The sequence below is a fragment of the Spiribacter onubensis genome (assembly GCF_040838425.1).
GTDB lineage: Bacteria > Pseudomonadota > Gammaproteobacteria > Nitrococcales > Nitrococcaceae > Spiribacter > Spiribacter onubensis.
In genome coordinates this window covers 38355-57626 of sequence record NZ_JBAKFI010000001.1, presented here as the reverse complement: position 1 = coordinate 57626, position 19272 = coordinate 38355, and the positions used below count along the sequence as shown (strand labels likewise).

General features: G+C 64.7%; 19 protein-coding genes. 12 read left to right on the top strand and 7 right to left on the bottom strand.

Annotated elements, in window-relative coordinates; genetic code table 11:
* Window positions 1–257 precede the first annotated feature (257 nt).
* On the top strand, window positions 258–1556 hold the full coding sequence (locus tag V6X63_RS00290) for a S9 family peptidase (RefSeq protein WP_367977831.1): 1299 nt from the start codon (window positions 258–260) through the stop codon (window positions 1554–1556).
* On the opposite strand, the gene pqqE is transcribed toward V6X63_RS00290, so the two are convergent.
* From pqqE to pqqA, 5 genes are read right to left on the bottom strand one after another with little or no spacing between them, the layout of a single operon-like run.
* Complete coding sequence (gene pqqE, locus V6X63_RS00285; protein ID WP_367966589.1) at window positions 1553–2686, bottom strand: pyrroloquinoline quinone biosynthesis protein PqqE; 1134 nt, start codon at window positions 2684–2686, stop codon at window positions 1553–1555. The genes V6X63_RS00290 and pqqE overlap by 4 nt on opposite strands.
* Entirely contained in the window at window positions 2679–2945 is a 267-nt protein-coding gene (gene pqqD / locus V6X63_RS00280) for a pyrroloquinoline quinone biosynthesis peptide chaperone PqqD (protein ID WP_367977830.1), read from the bottom strand. The genes pqqE and pqqD overlap by 8 nt, the downstream gene beginning before the upstream one ends.
* Window positions 2946–2956: 11 nt before the next feature.
* Complete coding sequence (pqqC, locus tag V6X63_RS00275; protein WP_367966587.1) at window positions 2957–3724, bottom strand: pyrroloquinoline-quinone synthase PqqC; 768 nt, start codon at window positions 3722–3724, stop codon at window positions 2957–2959.
* Window positions 3702–4616: a pyrroloquinoline quinone biosynthesis protein PqqB gene (gene pqqB, locus V6X63_RS00270; RefSeq protein ID WP_367977829.1), complete on the bottom strand. Its 915-nt coding sequence runs from the start codon at window positions 4614–4616 to the stop codon at window positions 3702–3704. The genes pqqC and pqqB overlap by 23 nt, the downstream gene beginning before the upstream one ends.
* Window positions 4617–4654: 38 nt before the next feature.
* Window positions 4655–4729, bottom strand: a complete 75-nt coding sequence (gene pqqA, locus V6X63_RS00265; protein ID WP_367967832.1) for a pyrroloquinoline quinone precursor peptide PqqA — start codon at window positions 4727–4729, stop codon at window positions 4655–4657.
* Between the two features lie 273 nt (window positions 4730–5002).
* On the opposite strand from pqqA, the gene V6X63_RS00260 reads away from it, so the two are divergent.
* Together V6X63_RS00260 and V6X63_RS00255 are read left to right on the top strand one after the other, a co-directional pair.
* Window positions 5003–6304 (top strand): M16 family metallopeptidase, encoded by a 1302-nt coding sequence (locus V6X63_RS00260; protein ID WP_367977828.1) that lies wholly within the window; start codon window positions 5003–5005, stop codon window positions 6302–6304.
* The gene (locus V6X63_RS00255; protein ID WP_408022289.1) at window positions 6304–7566 is read left to right on the top strand and encodes a M16 family metallopeptidase; all 1263 of its coding nucleotides are present in this window, start codon (window positions 6304–6306) and stop codon (window positions 7564–7566) included. Before V6X63_RS00260 ends, V6X63_RS00255 begins: the two co-directional genes overlap by 1 nt.
* Before the next feature lie 5 nt (window positions 7567–7571).
* Here V6X63_RS00255 and V6X63_RS00250 read toward each other — a convergent pair whose 3' ends face one another.
* On the bottom strand, window positions 7572–9488 hold the full coding sequence (locus V6X63_RS00250; protein WP_367977826.1) for an ATP-binding cassette domain-containing protein: 1917 nt from the start codon (window positions 9486–9488) through the stop codon (window positions 7572–7574).
* A 77-nt stretch (window positions 9489–9565) separates the two neighbouring features.
* Here V6X63_RS00250 and V6X63_RS00245 point away from each other — a divergent pair, with 77 nt between their 5' ends.
* From V6X63_RS00245 to V6X63_RS00205, 9 genes are all read left to right on the top strand, one after another.
* Window positions 9566–10219 (top strand): MotA/TolQ/ExbB proton channel family protein, encoded by a 654-nt coding sequence (locus V6X63_RS00245; protein ID WP_367966582.1) that lies wholly within the window; start codon window positions 9566–9568, stop codon window positions 10217–10219.
* Complete coding sequence (locus V6X63_RS00240; protein WP_367966581.1) at window positions 10216–10632, top strand: ExbD/TolR family protein; 417 nt, start codon at window positions 10216–10218, stop codon at window positions 10630–10632. The genes V6X63_RS00245 and V6X63_RS00240 overlap by 4 nt, the downstream gene beginning before the upstream one ends.
* A 2-nt stretch (window positions 10633–10634) precedes the next feature.
* The gene (locus tag V6X63_RS00235) at window positions 10635–11042 is read left to right on the top strand and encodes an ExbD/TolR family protein (protein ID WP_367977825.1); all 408 of its coding nucleotides are present in this window, start codon (window positions 10635–10637) and stop codon (window positions 11040–11042) included.
* A gap of 38 nt (window positions 11043–11080) precedes the next feature.
* Entirely contained in the window at window positions 11081–11797 is a 717-nt protein-coding gene (locus V6X63_RS00230) for an energy transducer TonB (protein ID WP_367977824.1), read from the top strand.
* Window positions 11798–12177: 380 nt separating this feature from the next.
* Window positions 12178–12939, top strand: coding sequence for a bacteriorhodopsin-like (locus V6X63_RS00225; protein WP_367977823.1), 762 nt, complete (start codon window positions 12178–12180; stop codon window positions 12937–12939).
* A 100-nt stretch (window positions 12940–13039) separates the two neighbouring features.
* Entirely contained in the window at window positions 13040–14020 is a 981-nt protein-coding gene (locus V6X63_RS00220) for a polyprenyl synthetase family protein (RefSeq protein ID WP_367977822.1), read from the top strand.
* Between the two features lie 6 nt (window positions 14021–14026).
* A complete protein-coding gene (gene crtI / locus V6X63_RS00215; RefSeq protein ID WP_367977821.1) occupies window positions 14027–15499 on the top strand; it encodes a phytoene desaturase family protein in 1473 nt (490 codons plus the stop codon).
* A complete protein-coding gene (locus tag V6X63_RS00210; RefSeq protein WP_367977820.1) occupies window positions 15496–16335 on the top strand; it encodes a phytoene/squalene synthase family protein in 840 nt (279 codons plus the stop codon). The genes crtI and V6X63_RS00210 overlap by 4 nt, the downstream gene beginning before the upstream one ends.
* On the top strand, window positions 16332–17486 hold the full coding sequence (locus V6X63_RS00205) for a lycopene cyclase family protein (RefSeq protein ID WP_367977819.1): 1155 nt from the start codon (window positions 16332–16334) through the stop codon (window positions 17484–17486). The genes V6X63_RS00210 and V6X63_RS00205 overlap by 4 nt, the downstream gene beginning before the upstream one ends.
* Here the strand turns inward: V6X63_RS00205 and V6X63_RS00200 are convergent.
* Window positions 17477–19258 carry an ABC transporter transmembrane domain-containing protein gene (locus tag V6X63_RS00200; protein ID WP_367977818.1) on the bottom strand — a complete coding sequence of 594 codons (1782 nt, stop codon included), beginning with the start codon at window positions 19256–19258 and terminating at the stop codon, window positions 17477–17479. The two genes, V6X63_RS00205 and V6X63_RS00200, sit on opposite strands and share 10 nt — an antisense overlap.
* Window positions 19259–19272 lie beyond the last annotated feature (14 nt).

Sequence of the window (19272 nt, the reverse complement as noted above, 5' to 3'; positions counted from 1 at the left end):
TGACGTCGGAGGGCAGGCCAATCCCAATCCACACGGCGCCTGGCTGTCGTCACGGGGACTGTGACCTTAATCAATCCACCGGGCGATTGGTCTTTTTGCAGGAGTGCCCTGCGGATGACCGGACCCGGGTGCTCCTGCTGGATATGCGGACCGGCGGCCCTGCTCGGGTGCTCCCCGCACCGGCCCCCTTTTGTGCCAGCCCGAGGATCAGCCCGGACGGCCGCAGGGTTGCGTGGATCTCATGGGCGGACGATGAGATGCCATGGACGCGTTCGAGGCTCTGGTGCACGGAGCTCGACAGCGGCAGACACGAGCCATTGACCGATGGAGACTCCTCCATCATCGAGCCGCGATGGGCTCGGGACGGGGCACTCTACTATCTCGATGATCGTGCCGGATGGTGGCAACTCTATCGTCAGGCCGGCGACTCGAGCGTTCGGATATGCGATTACCCGGCGGATATTGGTCGGCCGCCCTGGCAGCTGGCGCAGGCGCACCATGTCAACGCCCGTGATGACGGGACAATTGCCGTAAGCGTGGACTCGGCCCGATGCTCCCTTGTCGATATCCGCCCGTCCGGTCGTGTCAGAAACATCGAGGTCCAGGAAGTCGATATCACCCAGTTGCAGGTCCGGGGGGATGACGTCTGGTATCTGGGAAGCAGGGAGGACCGCCCGGCCGCGATATGCCGAGTCGATACGGACCGGGGCACAACGGAACGAGTGGTGGACGAGGGGGCCGGTCCGGATCCGGATTGTGTCTCCAGGCCGGAACCGGTGATGGCCTCAGGCCCGCAGGGCATTGTTCATGGTCATCTGTATCGCCCTTGCTGTCCGGGTACGAGAGGACCGGGCGATCGCCCGCCGCCACTCGTGGTCAGAGCGCATGGTGGGCCAACGGCCATGCGGAGTCCGGCATGGAACCCCGAGGTTCAGTTCTGGACCGGGCATGGCATCGCGGTCGTGGAGGTCAATTATGGCGGGAGTAGTGGCCACGGCCGGATTTACCGGGAACGCCTGCGTCGCCGATGGGGCATTGCCGATCGTGATGACTGCATCTGCATGGCGAAAACCCTTGCCGCAGAGGGCCTATGCGACATCCAAGAGATGTTCATTGCCGGTAACAGCGCGGGCGGGCTCACCGTATTGAATGCGCTGCGTCATTCCGATCTGTTCCGCGCAGGCCTCTGCCGATGGGCCGTGACGGATCTCGCCCGGCTGGCGACGCTCACCCACCGCTTCGAGCGCGGCTATCTAGACTTCCTGGTAGGCGATCGCAAAACCAGTGCATCCTGCTATGCCGAACGCTCACCGGCGGCCCATGCCCATGAGATCACGGCCCCGGTGCTGCTGATCCAGGGCGATGCGGACCGGATCGTGCCTGTCAGTCAGGCAACCGCCATGGCAGATGCGATGACTGTCAATGGGGGCAAGGCCGAACTCCATATCTATCCTGGCGAAGGACATGGTCTGCGCAGGGCGGAGAACATCCGCTCCGCGGCGGAGACCGAGCTGGCGTTCGTCCGCGGGCTGATCGAGCACCAGGGCTCAGGCTAGGAGAGAGAGCGACTGTTCTTAACGCTCCGCATCACCAGTGGAACCTCGACCCGGCGCTCATCGGCTACCTCCACCGCGCGGAGGACCCGATCATGCACAGGGGATTTCGGGCATACCGGATCGGTTGCCCAAGCGTCGCCGGCCAGCAACAGCGCCTGGCACCGGCAACCCCCGTGACAGCTCTGGAGCAGATCACAGCTCCTGCACGGTTCAGGCTGCCAGTCGTGGCCGCGGAAGACGTTGAACGCATGGGAGTCTTCCCAGATCGCCTTCAATGGCTCCTCACGCACGGAAGGTAGTTCAATCGGCAACTCCGCCGCGCCATGGCACGGCATGGCGCGGCCATCCGGCGCCACACCGAGAAAGGTTGTTCCCCAACCGTTCATGCAGGGCTTCGCCGTCTCGTCGTAGTAGTCCGACCCGACAAAATAAATACGCATGCGGTTCCCGGCTTTCTCCCGCCAGCGCTGGGTCGTCTCTTCGGCACGTCGTATCTGTTCGCGCGTCGGCATGAGCGCCGCCCGGTTGTGATAGGCCCAGCCGTGATACTGGGTATTGGCGAGCTCCACGTAATCGGCACCGAGATCCCAGGCGAGCTGGAGAATGCCATCGACCCGATCGAGATTGTGACGATGCATCACGACATTGAACACCATCGGGTAGTCATGCGCCTTGATCGCCTGGGCCATCCGCTCCTTGGTCTGGAAATGGTGACCTCCCGCAATCTCATCGGATGGTCCGCTCCGATCGGCCTGGAAACTGATCTGAATGTGGTCGAGGCCAGCCTGCTTGAGCCGCCCCAGCCGGTCCTCGTCCAGCCCTACCCCCGAGGTCAGGAGATTACTGTAGAAGCCAAGCTCCCGCGCGCGTCCGACGATCGTCTCCAGGTCCTTGCGCAGGAGCGGCTCTCCGCCGGAAATTCCAAGCTGGACCGCACCCATGGCTCGTGCCTGCTCCAGCACCGAAATCCACTCCTGCGTCTCAAGTTCGTCCCGATAGCGCGCGAAGGCGATGGGATTAGAGCAGTAAGCGCATTGCAGCGGACACCGATAGGTGACTTCGGCCAGCAGCCAGAGCGGGATTGGAGCCGCGTCGGCGGCAGCCCCTCTCGGCGTTTCCGCGCTAGCCATGATCCTCTCCTTCTGTCCTCAGCCAGCCCTTGGCATCCGCCTCGTCGAGAAACGCGATCACATCATCCGCGAGTTCCACGTCTGGAAACATTGCCTCGAGGTCGGTAATCAGGGCGTCCACGGTCCGACCGTCGCAGCGCGAGAGGATATGGCCAGCCGGTTCATTGAGACGGATCATCCCCTCAGGATAGAGCATGACGTAGGCCGACTGGGCTGCCTCCCACTGAAGGCGCATACCGGTGCCAAGCCGAAGTTTCACATTGCGCTCCATTAATGGTCTCTCACGGCTTGATAGGGCGGCATTCCGACGATGTAGGCCAGATACATGGCATCGAGCATGCTCCAGAGCACATCGAGCTTGAACTGGAGTATCTGCATCGCCCGCCGCTGCGCTTCGGCGGTGCGGAAGTGATTCAGCGTCAGTGCGAGTCCATGCTCCACATCCCGTCTTGCCTGGCCGAGCCGAGCCCGGAAATAGGCCAGACCGTCCGCCTCCACCCAGGGGTAGTGCGTCGGCCATGTTGCCAATCGCGACCGGTGCGCCTCGGGGGCGAAGAGCTCGGTGAGTGAGGAGCAGACGGCCTCTTCCCAGGGGCGCTGTTGGGCGAAGTTGACATACGCATCGACGGCGAAGCGAACCCCCGGGAGCACATCCTCCAGCGAGAGCATCCGCTCGCGCGGGACACCGACCGCCTCGCCAAGCCGGAGCCATGCGTCAATGCCGCCGGGATCCTCATCCCGCCCATCATGGTCGATCATGCGCTGGACCCAGTGGCGCCGGACCTCGGGATCCGGGCAGTTCGCCATAAGCGCCGCATCCTTACGGGGGATACTGATCTGGTAGTAGAAGCGGTTGATGACCCAGCCCTGGAGCTGGTCACGGTCGAGCTCGCCCCGTGCCATCATCTGCTGGAATGGATGGTGCAGATGATAGTAGCGACCAAGCGACTTAAGCTGCCGCTCGAACGCCGAGGTCGACCAGGGCGTGTCGCGATCGTGCCATTCGAGGTGGTCCTCAGAGCTCGATATCCATGCCATCCCGCGATACCTCAATGTCAAGTTCCTGTAAGCGCGCCCGCTCGGCGGACGCCGGGTCAAGAATCGGGTTGGTGTTATTGATATGAACAAGGATCCGGCGCGCTGCGGGGTAAGCCGAAAGGTACGCGATCATGCCATCGGGCCCGTCCAGCGGCAGATGGCCCATCTCCCGGGCCGTCTTGCGTCCACCGACAACTCGGGCCATCTCGTCATCAGTCCAGGTCGTTCCATCCACCATGATGACATCGGCTTCTGAAAGCCAACGATGCAGATGCTCCCCGATCTCACCGAGCCCGGGGGCGTAAAAGGCACGACGACCGTTATCCGGGTTCTCGATCAGTAAGCCGATGTTGTCTCCCGGCTCGGGGGATTCCCGGTGCGGCGAATACGGCGGCGCCTTACTCGTCAGCGGCACCGGCGTCAACCGCACCCCGGGCACTTCCGCGGGCTGCACGGACGAGCCATCCACCGGCAGGGATGCCACACGGCTTCCACAGTAATGCTTCAGTATCTCGAGGATCGGAAAACCGGTCCGGAGGTCCTCCTCAGTCCGGCTCGTGCAGTAGATTGGCAGTGGATCGCGGCTCTCCCGCAGCATCAACAATCCGGTGACATGATCGATCTGACTGTCCATGAGCGCGATGGCCGCGATGTTGCTGCTGCGCACCTCACCACTGGGATGAAGCACCGGATTGTCGATGATCTGTTGACGGATATCCGGCGAAGCATTGATCAGGAGCCAATCCCGACCGTTCCCAGAAACCGCGATCGAAGACTGGGTACGCCGCTCTCCTGTCAGCCGACCGGCGCGCGCTTCACGACACCTCGGAGAGTTGCAGTTCCACTGAGGAAAGCCGCCGCCTGCGGCGGAGCCAAGTATGCGTATGTGCATGGGTAGATGCGGGGGCGGCAAGCCGCCCCCGAGAGACTTCAGCGAGCAGTCACGTAGAGGTTGACCTCGAATCCGAGACGCATCTCTTCATATTCGGGCTTGCTCCAGTTCATCCTCAATCCTCCTGTCTTGGTTGTAACGCGCCGCATTGCACGGCAGCACGTGACCGGTTGGTCGCCCTCATGAGATGCAAGAGGCATACCACGTCAGGGCACCCCGTCCAGACATGTGAAGTGTCCCGTCGTTGCACGGAGTGACCGCCATCCCGCTGGCCGCTGTCACGTGGATGACACAGTGGATCAGCCGGGTGAAGCAGAGGGATAGCCGACGCTGGAAGGCGTGCTAGGCTCGGCTCAAACAGCCTCGGATGCGTAGCGAGACGAGTCATGACAACGAGCAGTATGCCGCGGATTGACGCGGTGGATCACATCACACTGGGCAATGGCCTGCAGGTCTTTGTCAAACAGGATCATCGCGCGCCGATCGCCGTCTCGCAAATCTGGTATCGCGTCGGCTCGAGCTACGAGAAGCGCGGCCGGACCGGGATATCGCATCTGCTCGAGCATATGATGTTCAAGGGCACAGAACGTTACCCGGAAGGCCGGTTTTCAGAAATCATTTCCCGACAGGGGGGTCGAGAGAACGCCTTTACCGGCCGGGACTTCACCGCCTATTTCGAGATTCTGGCCGCTGATCGCCTGCCGGTGGCCCTGGAACTTGAGGCCGATCGAATGACCAATCTCGATATCCGCGCGGAGGCATTGAGCACCGAGCGGGGCGTTGTACTGGAGGAACGTCGACTGCGCACCGACGACCGTCCCGAGGGACGTTTCCTGGAGCGCTACGCCGCCATCGCGGAGCCCGGCACCGGATACGCTCATCCCATCATCGGATGGGCCGACGATATCAACGCGATCGATGAAGGAGATCTCATAGACTGGTACCAGAAATGGTACTCTCCGGCCAACGCCAACCTCGTGGTCGCGGGCGCGGTGGACCCGGATGAGGTCTTCGGACTGGCACAGACCTACTTCGGCATGCTGCAGGGCTCTCCGGCCGCCGACCCCAGCGACCCGTCCCCCCTGGAGCCACCCGGAGAGCGCCGTCTCGTCCATCGCGACGCCCAGAGCCGGCTTACGCATCTGCGACTGGGCTACCGTGTTCCTTCCTTCGCCACGGCCGAAAACGAGGACGAAGGCTACGCACTCATGATGCTGGCCGGTGTGCTGGACGGCGGCGAAGGCGGACGGCTGACCGAAACGCTCATCCGCCGCAGTCGTCAGGCAACGGTGATCGACGCGACCTACAACGGCATGACCCGGCTGGATGCCGAATTCACTATCCATGCAGTCTGCCCGGATGGTCATACCGACCGGCTGGAGGAATCCCTGCGTTCGCAAATCGCGCGACTGCGGGATGAACTGATTCCCGACGGCGAACTGCAGCGGACAAAGAGCCAGCTCATCGCGGATCACTTCTTCAACATGGATGATATTTTCAATCAGGCCATGCAGGTCGGCATGCTCGAGGCGATCGGCGCGGGCTGGGAAACGTCGTCGGCCTTCGAGCATAAGGTCCGGTCCGTGACACCCGCGCAGCTGCAGGAAGTGGCAAGACGCTATCTGAAACCCGAGCGCTTGATGGTCGGCATACTCTGCCCGGCCGATGCCGGGAACGAGCCGCTCTGATGGAAACCCGGATACAGCAATGGCGCACGGGAACGGGTGTCCGCGTCCTGTTTGTCGAGCGCCGTGCGCTACCCACGGTGGACATACGCCTGACTTTCAATGCCGGCAGCTGCCGTGACGGCGCGATGCCGGGACTGGCGCGCATGACGAGCAACTTGTTGCTTGAGGGGACCGATCATCGCGACGCTGGATACATCTCCCAGCAGTTGGAGCAGCACGGCGCCCGCGCATCCACCCGCTGCTCGCGAGACACCGCGGAACTCAATGTCCGGTCCTTGAGCCATGATGCGCATCTGAAACCGGTTATCGCCGAACTCGGCGAGTGCATCAGCGGCTCGACTTTCCCGGCCGCGGCCCTGGAACGCATCCGCCAGCGCATGCTGGCAGGGCTGGCCCAGCAGGACACTGCGCCGATGGAGATGGTTGAGAAAGCCTTCACTGCGGCAATCTTCGCGCACCACCCCTACGCCACGTCGCCCGGCGGTGAGCCAGCCAGCCTGCAGTCCATCGATCCAGACGCATTACGTCTTTTCCATCGACGCTATTATGTCGCCGCCAATGCCACTCTGGCAGTTGTCGGCGATCTCTCGCGGCAGGAGGCGGAACGCATCGCCGAGCAGCTGGTTGCCCAATTGCCATCGGGAGAACCGGCGACGGCGCTGCCTCTCGCCCGCGCCTGTCCTGCGCCATGCGTCGTGCGGATTCCACTCGACGCGGAACAGACTCATGTCTCAATCGGCCAGCCTTCCCCGCCGCAAGGCCATGAGGATCATTCCGCTCTACATCTCGGCTGCCACATCCTCGGTGGCGCAGGTCTCACCTCATTACTGGCCCGCCGAATGCGCGTTGAGCGGGGGCTTTCCTACAGCAGCGCATCCAGACTGACGGCCGGGGCTGCCGGCGGCCGCTTTCAGATGAAAACCCACGTCCGCAACGATGCGCTGGCGGAGGCGCTAGCGGTACTGCGGGAAAGCCTGCAGGAGCTTCTCGAATGCGGCCCCGAGGCTGATGCGCTCGCTCTCGCCAGAGAGAACCTGCTGGGGAGCTTGCCTTTGCAGCACGCGAGCAATCAGGACCTGATCGGTCACGTCTCCACAGTGGGTTTTTATGATCTACCGATGGATCATATCCATCACTTTACTGAACAGCTGAAGGCACTTGATGCCCAGGGCGTTCGCGACGCAATGCAGCGGCATCTCGATCCCGCCTCGATGACGACGGTCACCGTAGGGCCTGAATCGGCGATTAATGCCGTGCGCTGACCGCCTCACGCCTCACGCCGGCTCTCCAGAAACTCCCAACGCTCATACGCGCGGGCCAGCTCGGCTTCGGCCGCTTCCAGGTCGGCCATGGCAGCCTGGATAGTGGTTCCGTCCGCCTGGTAAAGCGCGGGGTCGCCCACCCGCTGGCGTTCCCTGTCGACCACCGCCTCCAGCGACTCGATGCGGGCGGGCAGACCCTCAAGCTCCAGCGCCTCCCCATAGGTCAGGCTTTTCGGGTTCCTGGAACGACGCGCCTGTCCCTTTGCACCCGCCGAGCCGTCCTGGCGGTCGGCAGCGCTCCCGACCGTCCGGGTGGCCTTTGCAGGCGCCGGAGTGCGCTGCCGGAGCCAGTCCGCATAGCCGCCGACATACTCGCCGATCACGCCATCCCCTTCTGGGACCAGGACGCTGGTCACGACATTGTCGAGAAAGGCACGGTCGTGGGAGACCAGCAGCAACGTGCCGGCATAGCCCACCAGCCGTTCCTCCAGCAGCTCCAGCGTCTCCACGTCAAGGTCGTTGGTGGGCTCATCAAGGACCAGCAGGTTCGAGGGCCGGGCGAAGAGCTGAGCCAGCAGCAGACGATTGCGCTCGCCGCCAGAGAGCCTGCTGATCGGCGCGTTGGCCCGCTCCGGCGAGAACAGGAAGTCCTGCAGGTAGCCCATCACATGACGTCGTCCACCGGCTCCGAGATCAATGAACTCCTCGCCACCGGCGACGTTCTCCCGGGCGCTGCGGCTGTCATCCAGTGATGCCCGGTGCTGGTCGAAATAGGCGATCTGCAGCCCGGTTCCCTGGATCACCCGCCCGCGATCGGGTGCGAGATCGCCCACCAGCAATCGCAGCAGTGTCGTTTTGCCGGCGCCATTGGGCCCGAGGATCCCCACCCGGTCGCCACGCTGGATCCGGGTACTGAAGCCCCTCACCAGCGGCCGGCCGGCAATGGCGAAGTCGATATGTTCGGCCTCGATCACCCGCTTACCCGAGCGCTCGCCCTCGGCCATCGTCAGGCGGGCATTCCCCGGCCGCTCGCGCCGTTCCGCCCGCTCTTTGCGCATGGCCTGCAGGGCCCTCACCCGCCCCTCGTTGCGCGTCCGACGGGCCTTGATGCCCTGGCGAATCCACGCCTCCTCCTGCCTGAGCTTCCTGTCGAAGCGCGCCTGTTCCTCCGCCTCGGCGTGATCGCGCTCGGCGCGCCGGCGCAGGTAGTTCGCATAATCGCCGGGCCAGCTGGTGAGCTGCCCGCGGTCTATCTCGACGATGCGCGTCGCCACCGCCTGGAGGAATGCCCGGTCATGGGTGACGAAGACGATACTGCCGCTGAACTCGCGCATGAACGACTCGAGCCAGCTGATGGCCTCGATGTCCAGGTGATTGGTGGGTTCGTCGAGCAGCAGCACATCCGGCGCCGAGACCACGGCCCTGGCCAGCAGAACGCGGCGCTTGAGACCGCCCGATAACCCCTGGAACGGACTATCCGCGGGGAGGGCGAACCGTGTCAGGACCGACTCGACCCGCTGCTCGATCTGCCATCCACCGGCGGCATCGATGCGCGAGTGCAGGTCGGCGAGCGCCGCCGGATCGCCATCTCCCGCCCCGAGCGCCTGACTCAGGTCATGATGCCGCGCGAGCAACTGCCCCAGCTCGCCGAGGCCCTCGGTGACCACATCGAATACGCTGCCCGCCACATCATCGGGGACCGCCTGTTCGAGGCGGGCGACCACCGCCGACTCGCTGGTCTGCACGCTGCCGGCCTCCGGCTCGATCGTTCCGTCGATGATGCGCAGCAGCGTTGATTTGCCGACGCCGTTGCGCCCGACAAGGCAGATGCGCTCGCGCGGCTCCACGGTGAGCGATGCGCCATCCAGCAGCGGCGGCCCACCCACCGAGAACTCGATATCAGTGAGACGAATCAGACTCATTGGGACTCCCGACGTACAATGCACCAGCTTAACAGAGCGAATTTCATGACGGACGTGCACTGAAGTATGCTCTTCCAATGACGATTGCCGAGACGATCCTGCAGCTGTACCAGACCGGTGGGCCCGTCATCGCCGTTCTTCTGCTCATGTCGGTTATCGGCCTGACCATCATCCTGGCGAAGAGCCTGCAGTTCGCCATGAACCGTATTCATCGGTTCAGGGAGGCCCGCGCAGCGGTTGAGCTGTTCCTTGGGGGTGATCGCGAGGCCGCCCGCGCACTGGTCAGCGGAACACGCGCGCCGGCCGCCCGGCTCACGGCGCTGGCCATTCAGGGCCTGGACGCCGGCCAGATCAGCGAACCCCGGCTGCGCGAAGAACTCACCCGGGTCGGTAACGACGAGCTGCGGGCGCTGCGCGGCGGCCTGCGCCCGCTGGAACTGATCGCAGGCCTTGCACCATTGCTCGGCCTGCTCGGGACCGTGCTGGGGATGATCGAGGCCTTTCAGGCGATGGAGCGTGACGGATCCGGTGTCAGTCCGGCAGTGCTCTCCGGCGGTATCTGGCAGGCGCTCAGCACCACCGCGGTGGGGCTCGGCGTTGCGATCCCCGCGGTGGCCGCGCTGAGCTGGCTCGAGTCGCGGGTTGAGCGCCTTGGCCAGGAGATGGACAGTCTGGTGACCCGGCTCTTCACCCAAGCGCCGGTGAACCACTCGACGCCGGCCGCTCGATGACCGCCTCGACGCCAGCCATCCGGGCACCGGCATCCCGCTCAGTACGCCTGATACGACTGACGCCGCTCATTGACGTCATTTTCATCCTGCTGATCTTCTTCATGCTGGCAAGCACCCTCGAGGATCACGGCCGCGTGCCACTGGGCATCGCCGAAGGGCGCGCGAGCAGTGAGCGGCCGACCGACCGGATCCATATCGAGCTCGCGCCCGACGGCGTGACGGTGAACGGGGCGCTGATCGCAGCGGACGATATCAGCGAGGCGGTTCTCCAACACCGCCGCGAGACACCGGGAGGCATAGTCACCATCCGTGCCCGGGAGGGGGTCGGGCTGGCGCGACTGCTGCGTACGACGGCCGATCTGCGCGGGGCAGGAATCAATGACGTCGCCCTCCTTCCAGCGGCGGAGCGGTAGCGATGGGTCTCGGCCTCGACACCAGACGCGAAGTGCGGGATAGCGAGGCCGCCGTGCTGCCGTTGATCAACATCGTCTTCCTGCTACTCGCGTTTTTCATCATCGCCGGCCAGCTGATGCATCTCCCCCCCTTCGAGGTAAATCCACCCACCCTCGGCGGTGATCCGATCGATATGCCGCCCGAGGTCATCATCCACATGGCCCGCGATGGCACGCTGGCCATCGACTCACGGCCAACCAACCGGACCCGCCTCGAGCAGCGACTGGGCGAAATGGTCGGTCATGGCATGAACCCGCGGATTCAGATCATCGCTGACGGCGGAGTGGAAGCGAACACCGTGATCACCCTGCTGACGCGCATGAGAGCAGCCGGGGTGGAGACCACCGATCTCACGACACGGCAACCATGAGACGGCTTCATCCGGCGCACTGGGCACTGGCCCTTTTGATGGCGACGGTCCTGCATGGGCTGCTGCTCGTCGGCACGCCCCGCTCGCCCATCGCCAGCGGCGAGAGTGACGGCGCGCGGACGGTCACGATCAACCTCGGTTCAGCGGCTGCGCCATCTCCCGCACCCGAACCCCGTCCCGCTGAGCAGCCGACGTCATTCACCGAATCCAGCGTTACGCCGCGGGATGATGACATGAAGCCCGCGCGAGAGAAGGCAGCGGCACCGAAAGCGAGACCATCCCTGAAAGCGGAGCGCACAATCCGGCCGACACAACCGTCAAACGAAGCCACAACGGACACTGGTCCGACCGCCCGCCCCGATAAAAATAAAACTGAATTAAAAAAAGTGGCGCAGGACGCTGAAAAAGAGGGTAATTCATCTGCCTCACCGATCGGTTCGGATCAGACTGCGGAATCCTCGGCGCGCCAGATTGAATCGTACTTCGGGGAGTTGCGGCAGTGGCTGGCGCAACACCGACAATACCCCCGACGGGCGCGAATGCGGCGGCTCGAGGGAACCGCCGTGCTGGAAATCGAGCTGACCGCCGACGGCCAGGTGCGGATGTCACGCATCACCCGGAGTAGCGGCCATCAACGACTCGACGATGCCGTGCGCGAGATGCTGGTCCGCGCACAGCCCCTGCCTCCGCCGCCGGATGCGCTGGACGTCACCGGCCGGCTCGTCAGCGTCCCGGTGGAATTCTCGCTGCGTTAGCCCGCTCAGATGCCGGGCACCAGCGGGATACCGCTACATCCGCTGACGAAGACCATTGTCAGCGTCAGCGCGACAATCAATCTCGTCCATCGGCTCCGGGCTCCATCGCATCGCTGCCGGGCAGAATTGATAAATGTCATGTAAGTCTCCGTCGTTTTGATGCATAGTGTCGACCGTGGACTTTGCACCACGAAGGGGCCGGATAAAAACATCGAACGAATCGGACCCGTCACATGTCCATGGACGTGGTCTGGACCGAACAATGTTTCCGGCCGATTTCCTCAGTCAATCGAATGCACCGCAGCCGTGCGTTTCAGGCGATTGACCTGCTCCATAACGGGGCGTAGCGTCTGGAACGATTCCAAAAGGAGGAATTAACCATGGACCTTTCGACTCTCAGTCTTGGCCAGTACACATTCATTGCCAACGCCTTCTCATTCGGCCTTGCGGTGATGGCCGCCGCAACCCTGTTCCTGTGGTTCGCCCGCAGTCAGGTGGCCCCGGCCTACAAGATGGCAGTCACCATCTCCGGCCTGGTCACCGCCATCGCGGCATATCACTACCTGCAGATCATGCTGTCGTGGGATGCCGCCTTCTCGGTGATGAACGGCAACCTAGAAGTGACGGGCTATCCCTTCAACCAGGCCTATCGTTACGTCGACTGGCTGCTCACGGTACCGCTGCTGCTCATCGAGCTGATTCTCGTCATGCGGCTGTCGCGTAGCGAGACCGTATCGAAGAGCGTCTGGCTCGGTGGTGCGGCTGCCCTGATGATCATTCTGGGCTATCCGGGTGAAGTGGCCGAATCGGCCGGCACGCGCTTCACGTTCTGGGTGCTGTCGATGATTCCGTTCGTCTACATCGTCTACCAGCTCGTGGTGGGCCTGAAGGGTTCGATCGGCAAGCAGCCGGAGAACGTCCGTGGCCTGATCAACGGCGCCGCGACACTCGTGGTCATCTCCTGGCTGTTCTACCCGATCGTCTTCCTCTTCCCGCTGATCGGCCTGACCGGCGGTGCAGCGATCACGGCGGTCGAGGTGGGTTACACCATCGCCGACATCGTGGCGAAGGCGGTCTTCGGCATCCTCATCCTCGTGATTGCCATGCGCAAGTCCGAGGCCGAGGCCAACGCCGAGGCCTGATCGGGAGACCGGTCAACTGGCTCTGCCAGTGCCAATCCAGTGGTTGCCGGACGCCGTCCGGCAATCACTTCAGCGGACCGAGCGTGAGGGGGTAATCCAAGTGGCCGCAGTCGACGTCACTCAATCTCGGACACCCGACACAGTCACCGCCGCCGGGCGGGACGCGCTGAACGCATTCGCTGAACCTTCCCTGCTTGAGCAGGTTGATCAGTTCATGGTCGACCTTGTCCGCGGCATGCCGGCGACGCCGGCGCGTGATGCCGCGCTCTATCACCTTGGAACCGGCGGACACCGGATGCGGGCGAGACTGGCGCTGGCCAGTGGCGCCAACCGGTTGAGCGCCAGGGACAATATCGCGGCAGCCGCGGCCTGCGAGCTGCTGCATAACGCCTCACTGGTGCATGACGACATCAGCGATGGCGATGAATACCGACGGGATCGGCCGACCGTCCGTGCGATCCATGGCGACGATGTCGCGCTCTGCGCAGGCGACCTGCTGCTGACCAGCGCCTTCCGCGCGGCAACCCGAGTCGCTGATGCGGCCACCGCCCGCAGTCTCGCCGACTTCATGGCGGAGCATGCCGGGCGCGTCATTGGCGGTCAGAGCGTGGAGCTGGGCCAGAAATATTCCACGGTGCCCCGGCGGTTGAGGGACTATCTGCGGGCGACGCGCGACAAAACCGCGCCGCTGATCGAACTCTCGCTGAACGTCGGCATCACCACCCCTGCCCCGGCCCGCTATTCCCCCGCGCTCAGTCGCGGGATCGCCGAGGCGATCGGGCTCGCCTACCAGATTCTCGACGACATGGATGATCTGCGGGAGATGACCTGCGCGATGGATTCCGCTCGGCTCCATCCCCTGCATGCCTGGCGGCATCATCAGCCGCCGGGTCGGGCTGGAGACCATGACCGCATCCGCCGGCGATGCCTGCGACACGTCGACGCCGCCCTGGGCCGGGCCGAGCGGCTCAGTGCACAGCTGCCAGCGCCACTCAGCGATGACGTGTTTCACCTGATCGAACGACTCGCCGACAAGGCCCGTCGAGTAGCCCGGACGACCCCGCCAGTACAAAAAGGATAGGCGCCTATGCACTCCCTGATCATGGGTGGCGGTTTCGGGGGCATCGCCGCGGCACTGCGCCTCAGGGCGCGGGGCCATGACGTGACCCTCGTGGACCGCTGTCCGAGGCTCGGCGGACGGGCACAGGTGTTCGAGCGCCAGGGCTATCGGCACGATGCCGGTCCGACGGTCATTACCGCGCCGTTCCTGTTCGCCGAACTCTTCGAGCTCTTCGGGGAATCACTGCACGATCATCTGGCGTTAAGGCCCCTGGATCCGTGGTATCGCTTCCGTTTCCCGGACGACACCTTCTTCGACTACGGCCCCGGCATCGAGCGCATGGAGGCCGAGATCGCGCGCTTCAACCCGGAAGACGTCTCCGGTTACCACGGGCTGCTCGCCGAGTCCCGCGAGCTGTTCGATATCGGGTTCCGCGAGCTCGGCGACCAGCCCTTCCACCGCGCGTCATTCATGGCGCGGCAGATCCCCAGGCTGTTGCGCCTTCGCTTCGACCGCAGTGTCTGGACCATGGTCTCCCGCCATATCCAGCACCCGTACCTGCGCCGCGCCCTGTCCCTGCAACCGCTGCTCGTCGGTGGCAACCCGTTTGATACCACCTGTATCTACGGACTCATCCACTACCTCGAGCGCGAGTGGGGGGTTCATTTCGCCATGGGCGGGACCGGCGCACTGGTCGACGCCCTCGCCGGCCTGCTGGAGCGCCAGGGCGTGCGGGTCGAGAACGGCCGGAGTATCACCGGCGTGCACCGCACCGGCAATCGCGTCGAATCCGTGAGTCTTGATGATGGCCGGCAGCTTCGCGCCGACAATTTTGTCTCCAACCTCGACCCGATGCACCTCTACGGCGAGCTGATGGACAGCGTTCCGACCACAGCGCGTATCAAGCGCCGCCTCTCCAGCACGTCGATGGGGCTGTTTGTCCTCTACTTCGGCACCGACCGGCAGTATCCGGAGGTGGCGCACCACACGATCTGGCTGGGCGAGCGCTATCGCGAGCTGCTACACGATATCTTCGACCGCAAGGTGCTGTCCGAGGACTTCTCGCTCTACCTGCATCGCCCGACCGCGACCGATCCCGGCTTTGCGCCGTCCGGCCATGACAGCTTCTACGTGCTGGCGCCGGTGCCAAACCTGCTCGGCGACATCGACTGGTCCGTCGAGGGACCGAAGCTCAAGGCGCGGATCATCGATGCGCTGGAGCGCACGATCCTCCCGGGACTCGGTGCGCATGTCCGCGCCGACTTCTACATGACGCCGGACGATTTCCGTCATAACTATCAGAGTGTCCACGGCAGCGGTTTCAGCATCGCTCCTCTGTTCCGTCAGTCGGCATGGTTCCGCTTCCACAACCGCGCCGAGGGGCTACGCAACCTCTATCTGGTCGGCGCAGGCACGCACCCCGGTGCCGGCATGCCCGGGGTGCTGTCGAGTGCCAAGGTACTCGAGCGCCTGTTCCCCTCGGATGCGGAGGCGGCATGAACCCGCGTGATGTCCTGGCGCGGCATGCAAGCAGCTTTCATATGGCAAGCCGCCTTCTGCGCCCCGCCGACGCCAATGACGTGGCCGTGCTGTATGCCGTCTGCCGCCTCATTGACGACATCGCGGACGAATCCACGGACGGCGCCGGGCGGATCGAGGACTTCATTGAGGCGCTGGAGGCGGACGAACCGGAACGCATCCCGGTGGACGGGTTTGGCGAAATGCTCCGGCGACGCGCCCTCGCCACGGCGCCACTGGTGATCCTCGCCCGGACCGCAGCGACGGAAGCCGACGAAGGCTGCCTGATCGACACCGAGCAGGCGCTTCTCGACTACTGCTACGGGGTAGCCGGTACGGTGGGCGAACTCATGTGTCCACTGCTCGGCGCTGATCCGGTCCGCGGCCGGGATGCGGCGGTCTCGCTGGGGATCGCCATGCAGCTCACCAACATCGCCCGGGACGTGCTTGAGGATGCACGCCGGGGCCGCCGTTACCTGCCCGGGGAGTGGATCGGGCAGCTGCCCCCCGAGGCGATCGCCAGCGCCCGGCCAGTCCATCGGGAGCCGGTGCGTAGCGCAGTGCGGCGCGTGGTGGACCTCGCCGAGGCGCACTATGCCCGTGCAGAAACCGGCATGGCGCTGATTCCCCTGCGCAATCGCATGGCAATCCGTGTCGCCGCACGCCTCTACCGCGCCATTGGACTGCGGGTGAGGGATAACGGATGCCGCTACTGGGAGGGCCGGGTGTCACTCAGCCACCGCGAGCGGCGCCGGCTCGCGCTGCATACGGTGGCACGACCCAGGCTGGATGCCGGAGCCAGCGATCGTCCGGTATGAGTGATTTCGATCTGGCACTCATCGGCTTTGGCGCCGCCGCCATGAGCCTTGCAGTGCGCCTTACCGAAGGTTATCCCGGACGGATCGCCATCATCGAACCCCGCGCGCTGCCACTCGATGATCAGACCTGGTGCGGCTGGCGGATCGAGGACCACCCTTTTGTCGGGCAGGTCGAGCGCAGCTGGACCAGCTGGTCGGTCAGCCACGCGGATGAACATCTGGTCCGCGGCAGTCAGCACATCCCATATGAAATGCTGCGCTCCTCAGCGGTCCAGAGACACGCTCTCGAGGCGGTTGGCGGCAGGGAGGACTGGACCTGTTTCAGCGGCGCGTCGCTGGTGCATGCAACCCTGGGGGCCGACGGCTGGCGGCTTGTCCTCGGCGATGGACGCCAGCTCAGCGCCAGACGGGTTCTGGACTCCCGTGCGGCCATGCTCCGGCTGCCCAGGCCATGGGTCTGGCAGAGTTTCATCGGCCGGGAAATCAGCGGACCCGATCTCGATGGCAGCGGCCCGGTCCGGCTGATGCACTTCCTCGAGGACGACGAACCACTGCTTACTTTCGTCTACGAGCTGCCCATCAATGCGGGCCGTCGCCTGATCGAGCTGACACGCTTCACGCCGGACCCGCCGGCACGCGCACAACTCGGCGGCGCACTCGACCGATTACTCGACGAGCGCGGGTATGGCGGATTTACCGTCGAGCGCGAGGAGCACGGCAACCTGCCCATGGCGCCCATCGGACCCTACAATCGTGATGGCTGGATGCGCATCGGGACCGCCGGCGGGAGCATGCGGCCGGCCACCGGCTATGCCTTCCATGGAATCCAGCAATGGGCCGACCGATGCGCCCAGGCCCTGATTGCCGGTAACGAACCTTTCCCGCCCGGCCGTCAGCGGATCCTGGACTGGCTTGATGGCGTATTCCTGGAATCGCTCTGGGCGGATGCCGATATCGGCCGAGCGCCCGAGCGCTTCATGGCTCTGTTCCGGAAAACTCCGGCGGAGTCACTGGTGCGCTTTCTGATGAGCCAGCCCCGTCCAGGGGACGTGTGGGGTGTACTGCGTGCCCTGCCGGCACCACCGATGGTCGCCGCCGCCGCGCGCTACAGCCTCAGCCGGAGCAAACTGGCGCAACGGGCTCAGGCGTAACGCGCACTGCCCTGCTCGCCGTTCGGTGCCGAGGGCGCCCGGAACTGCAGGGCCGCGAGATGTGCATAAAGGCTGTCGGACTCCAACAGCTCATCATGTGTCCCCACCGCGCGAATCCGCCCCGCGTCCAGCACCGCGATCCGATCGGCATTACGGACCGTTGCCAGACGATGGGCGATGACCACACTGGTCCGGTCCGCCATCAGGGCGGCCAGCGCCGTCTGCACCTGCTGCTCGCTCTCCGCGTCAAGGCTGCTGGTGGCCTCATCAAGCAGCAGTAGCGCCGGGTCACGAAGAAGCGCCCGGGCAATCGCAACGCGCTGACGCTGCCCACCGGACAGCTGCACGCCACCGGGGCCGATATGCGTGTCCATGCCCTGCGGCAGTGCGTCGATGAAAGCCCTGCAGTTGGCCGCCTCAGCCGCCCGGGCAATCTGCGCATCGGTTGCCTGCGGATCGCCGAAGCCGATGTTATTCCGCACAGTGCCGGTGAACAGGACCGAGGTCTGAGCGACCAGCGCCATGGCGCGTCTCAGTGCCGCCGGATCGGCGTCGCGCAGGTCGACACCGTCGAATCGGATCCGGCCTGAATCGGGATCATGAAAGCGCAGCAGCAGACTGATCAAGGTGCTCTTGCCGGCGCCGGAGGGGCCGACCAGCGCCAGGGTCTCACCGGGGTGGATCTGCAGATCAACGCCGGCAAGGGCAGCGGGCTCGGGGCGAGTCGGATAGCGGAACACCACCTGCTCCAGAATCACCGCCCCCTGCGGCGGTGATGGCAGCGGCACCGGTCGGTCCGGCGCGCGGATATCCGCCTGCGCATCCAGCAGCTCAAACAGCCGCTCGGCAGCGCCCGACGCCCGGAAGAGCTCGCCGGCGACCTCCGAGAGTACGCCGACGGCCCCCGCGGCCAGTACCGCATAGAAAATGAATGCCGAGAGTTCGCCGGCCGACATCGTGCCAGAGAGGACCGCATGGCCACCCCGCCAGAGCACGAATGCGACGCCGCTGAAAGCAAGCAGCAGAGCAACCGCATTGAGCCCGGCACGCTGGCGAATGCGCCGCACCGCGGTGGCGAAGGCCTCCTCAACCCGGACACCAAAGGCCTGACGGTCCACCGGCTCATGGACGAACGCCTGCACGGTCTCAATGCCGCCCAGCGTCTCTCCGGCATAGCTGCCCACATCAGCGATACGATCCTGGCTCAGTCGGGACAGTCGCCGCACACGGCGTCCGTAGATCAGCATTGGCGCAACAACCACCGGGATGCCGATGATCACCAGTCCGCTGAGCCCGGGACTGGTCACCACCAGCATGACCAGCGTCCCGACCAGCAGCAGGGCGTTGCGCAGAGCCATTGAGAAGGTCGAACCCAATACGCTCTGCAGCAATGCGGTGTCCGTTGTCATGCGCGACTGGATCTCACCCACCCCGTTGCGCAGGTAGAACCCCGGCTCCAGCGTCAGGAGGTGGTTGAACACGTCACGCCGGAGATCGGCCGCCACCCGCTCACCGATCCACATCACCCAGTAGAAACGCAGCGCCGAGGCCACCGCCAGCACCAGCACGATCAGGCCGGTGATCAGCAGGGCCTGGTCCAGCGCCGCCTGGGTTCCCTGGGCAAAGCCACGGTCGATGACGAGCCGCAGGCCCTGACCGATACCCAGAACGCTGCCCGCCGCGACGATGAGGGCGCCGCCCGCGATCAGTGCCTGGCGCCAGTACGGCCTCAGATACCCTGACAGGCGCAGCAGACCGCCGAACTTCTGCACCGCGGATCTCCAGA

Coding starts and splice junctions, on each gene's coding strand:
- V6X63_RS00290 (WP_367977831.1), top strand. CDS start 258: ATGCCATGGACGCGTTCGAGGCTCTGGTGCACGGAGCTCGACAGCGGC.
- pqqE (WP_367966589.1), bottom strand. CDS start 2,686: ATGGCTAGCGCGGAAACGCCGAGAGGGGCTGCCGCCGACGCGGCTCCA.
- pqqC (WP_367966587.1), bottom strand. CDS start 3,724: ATGGCATGGATATCGAGCTCTGAGGACCACCTCGAATGGCACGATCGC.
- pqqB (WP_367977829.1), bottom strand. CDS start 4,616: ATGCACATACGCATACTTGGCTCCGCCGCAGGCGGCGGCTTTCCTCAG.
- V6X63_RS00260 (WP_367977828.1), top strand. CDS start 5,003: ATGACAACGAGCAGTATGCCGCGGATTGACGCGGTGGATCACATCACA.
- V6X63_RS00255 (WP_408022289.1), top strand. CDS start 6,304: ATGGAAACCCGGATACAGCAATGGCGCACGGGAACGGGTGTCCGCGTC.
- V6X63_RS00250 (WP_367977826.1), bottom strand. CDS start 9,488: ATGAGTCTGATTCGTCTCACTGATATCGAGTTCTCGGTGGGTGGGCCG.
- V6X63_RS00245 (WP_367966582.1), top strand. CDS start 9,566: ATGACGATTGCCGAGACGATCCTGCAGCTGTACCAGACCGGTGGGCCC.
- V6X63_RS00240 (WP_367966581.1), top strand. CDS start 10,216: ATGACCGCCTCGACGCCAGCCATCCGGGCACCGGCATCCCGCTCAGTA.
- V6X63_RS00235 (WP_367977825.1), top strand. CDS start 10,635: ATGGGTCTCGGCCTCGACACCAGACGCGAAGTGCGGGATAGCGAGGCC.
- V6X63_RS00230 (WP_367977824.1), top strand. CDS start 11,081: ATGGCGACGGTCCTGCATGGGCTGCTGCTCGTCGGCACGCCCCGCTCG.
- V6X63_RS00225 (WP_367977823.1), top strand. CDS start 12,178: ATGGACCTTTCGACTCTCAGTCTTGGCCAGTACACATTCATTGCCAAC.
- crtI (WP_367977821.1), top strand. CDS start 14,027: ATGCACTCCCTGATCATGGGTGGCGGTTTCGGGGGCATCGCCGCGGCA.
- V6X63_RS00210 (WP_367977820.1), top strand. CDS start 15,496: ATGAACCCGCGTGATGTCCTGGCGCGGCATGCAAGCAGCTTTCATATG.
- V6X63_RS00205 (WP_367977819.1), top strand. CDS start 16,332: ATGAGTGATTTCGATCTGGCACTCATCGGCTTTGGCGCCGCCGCCATG.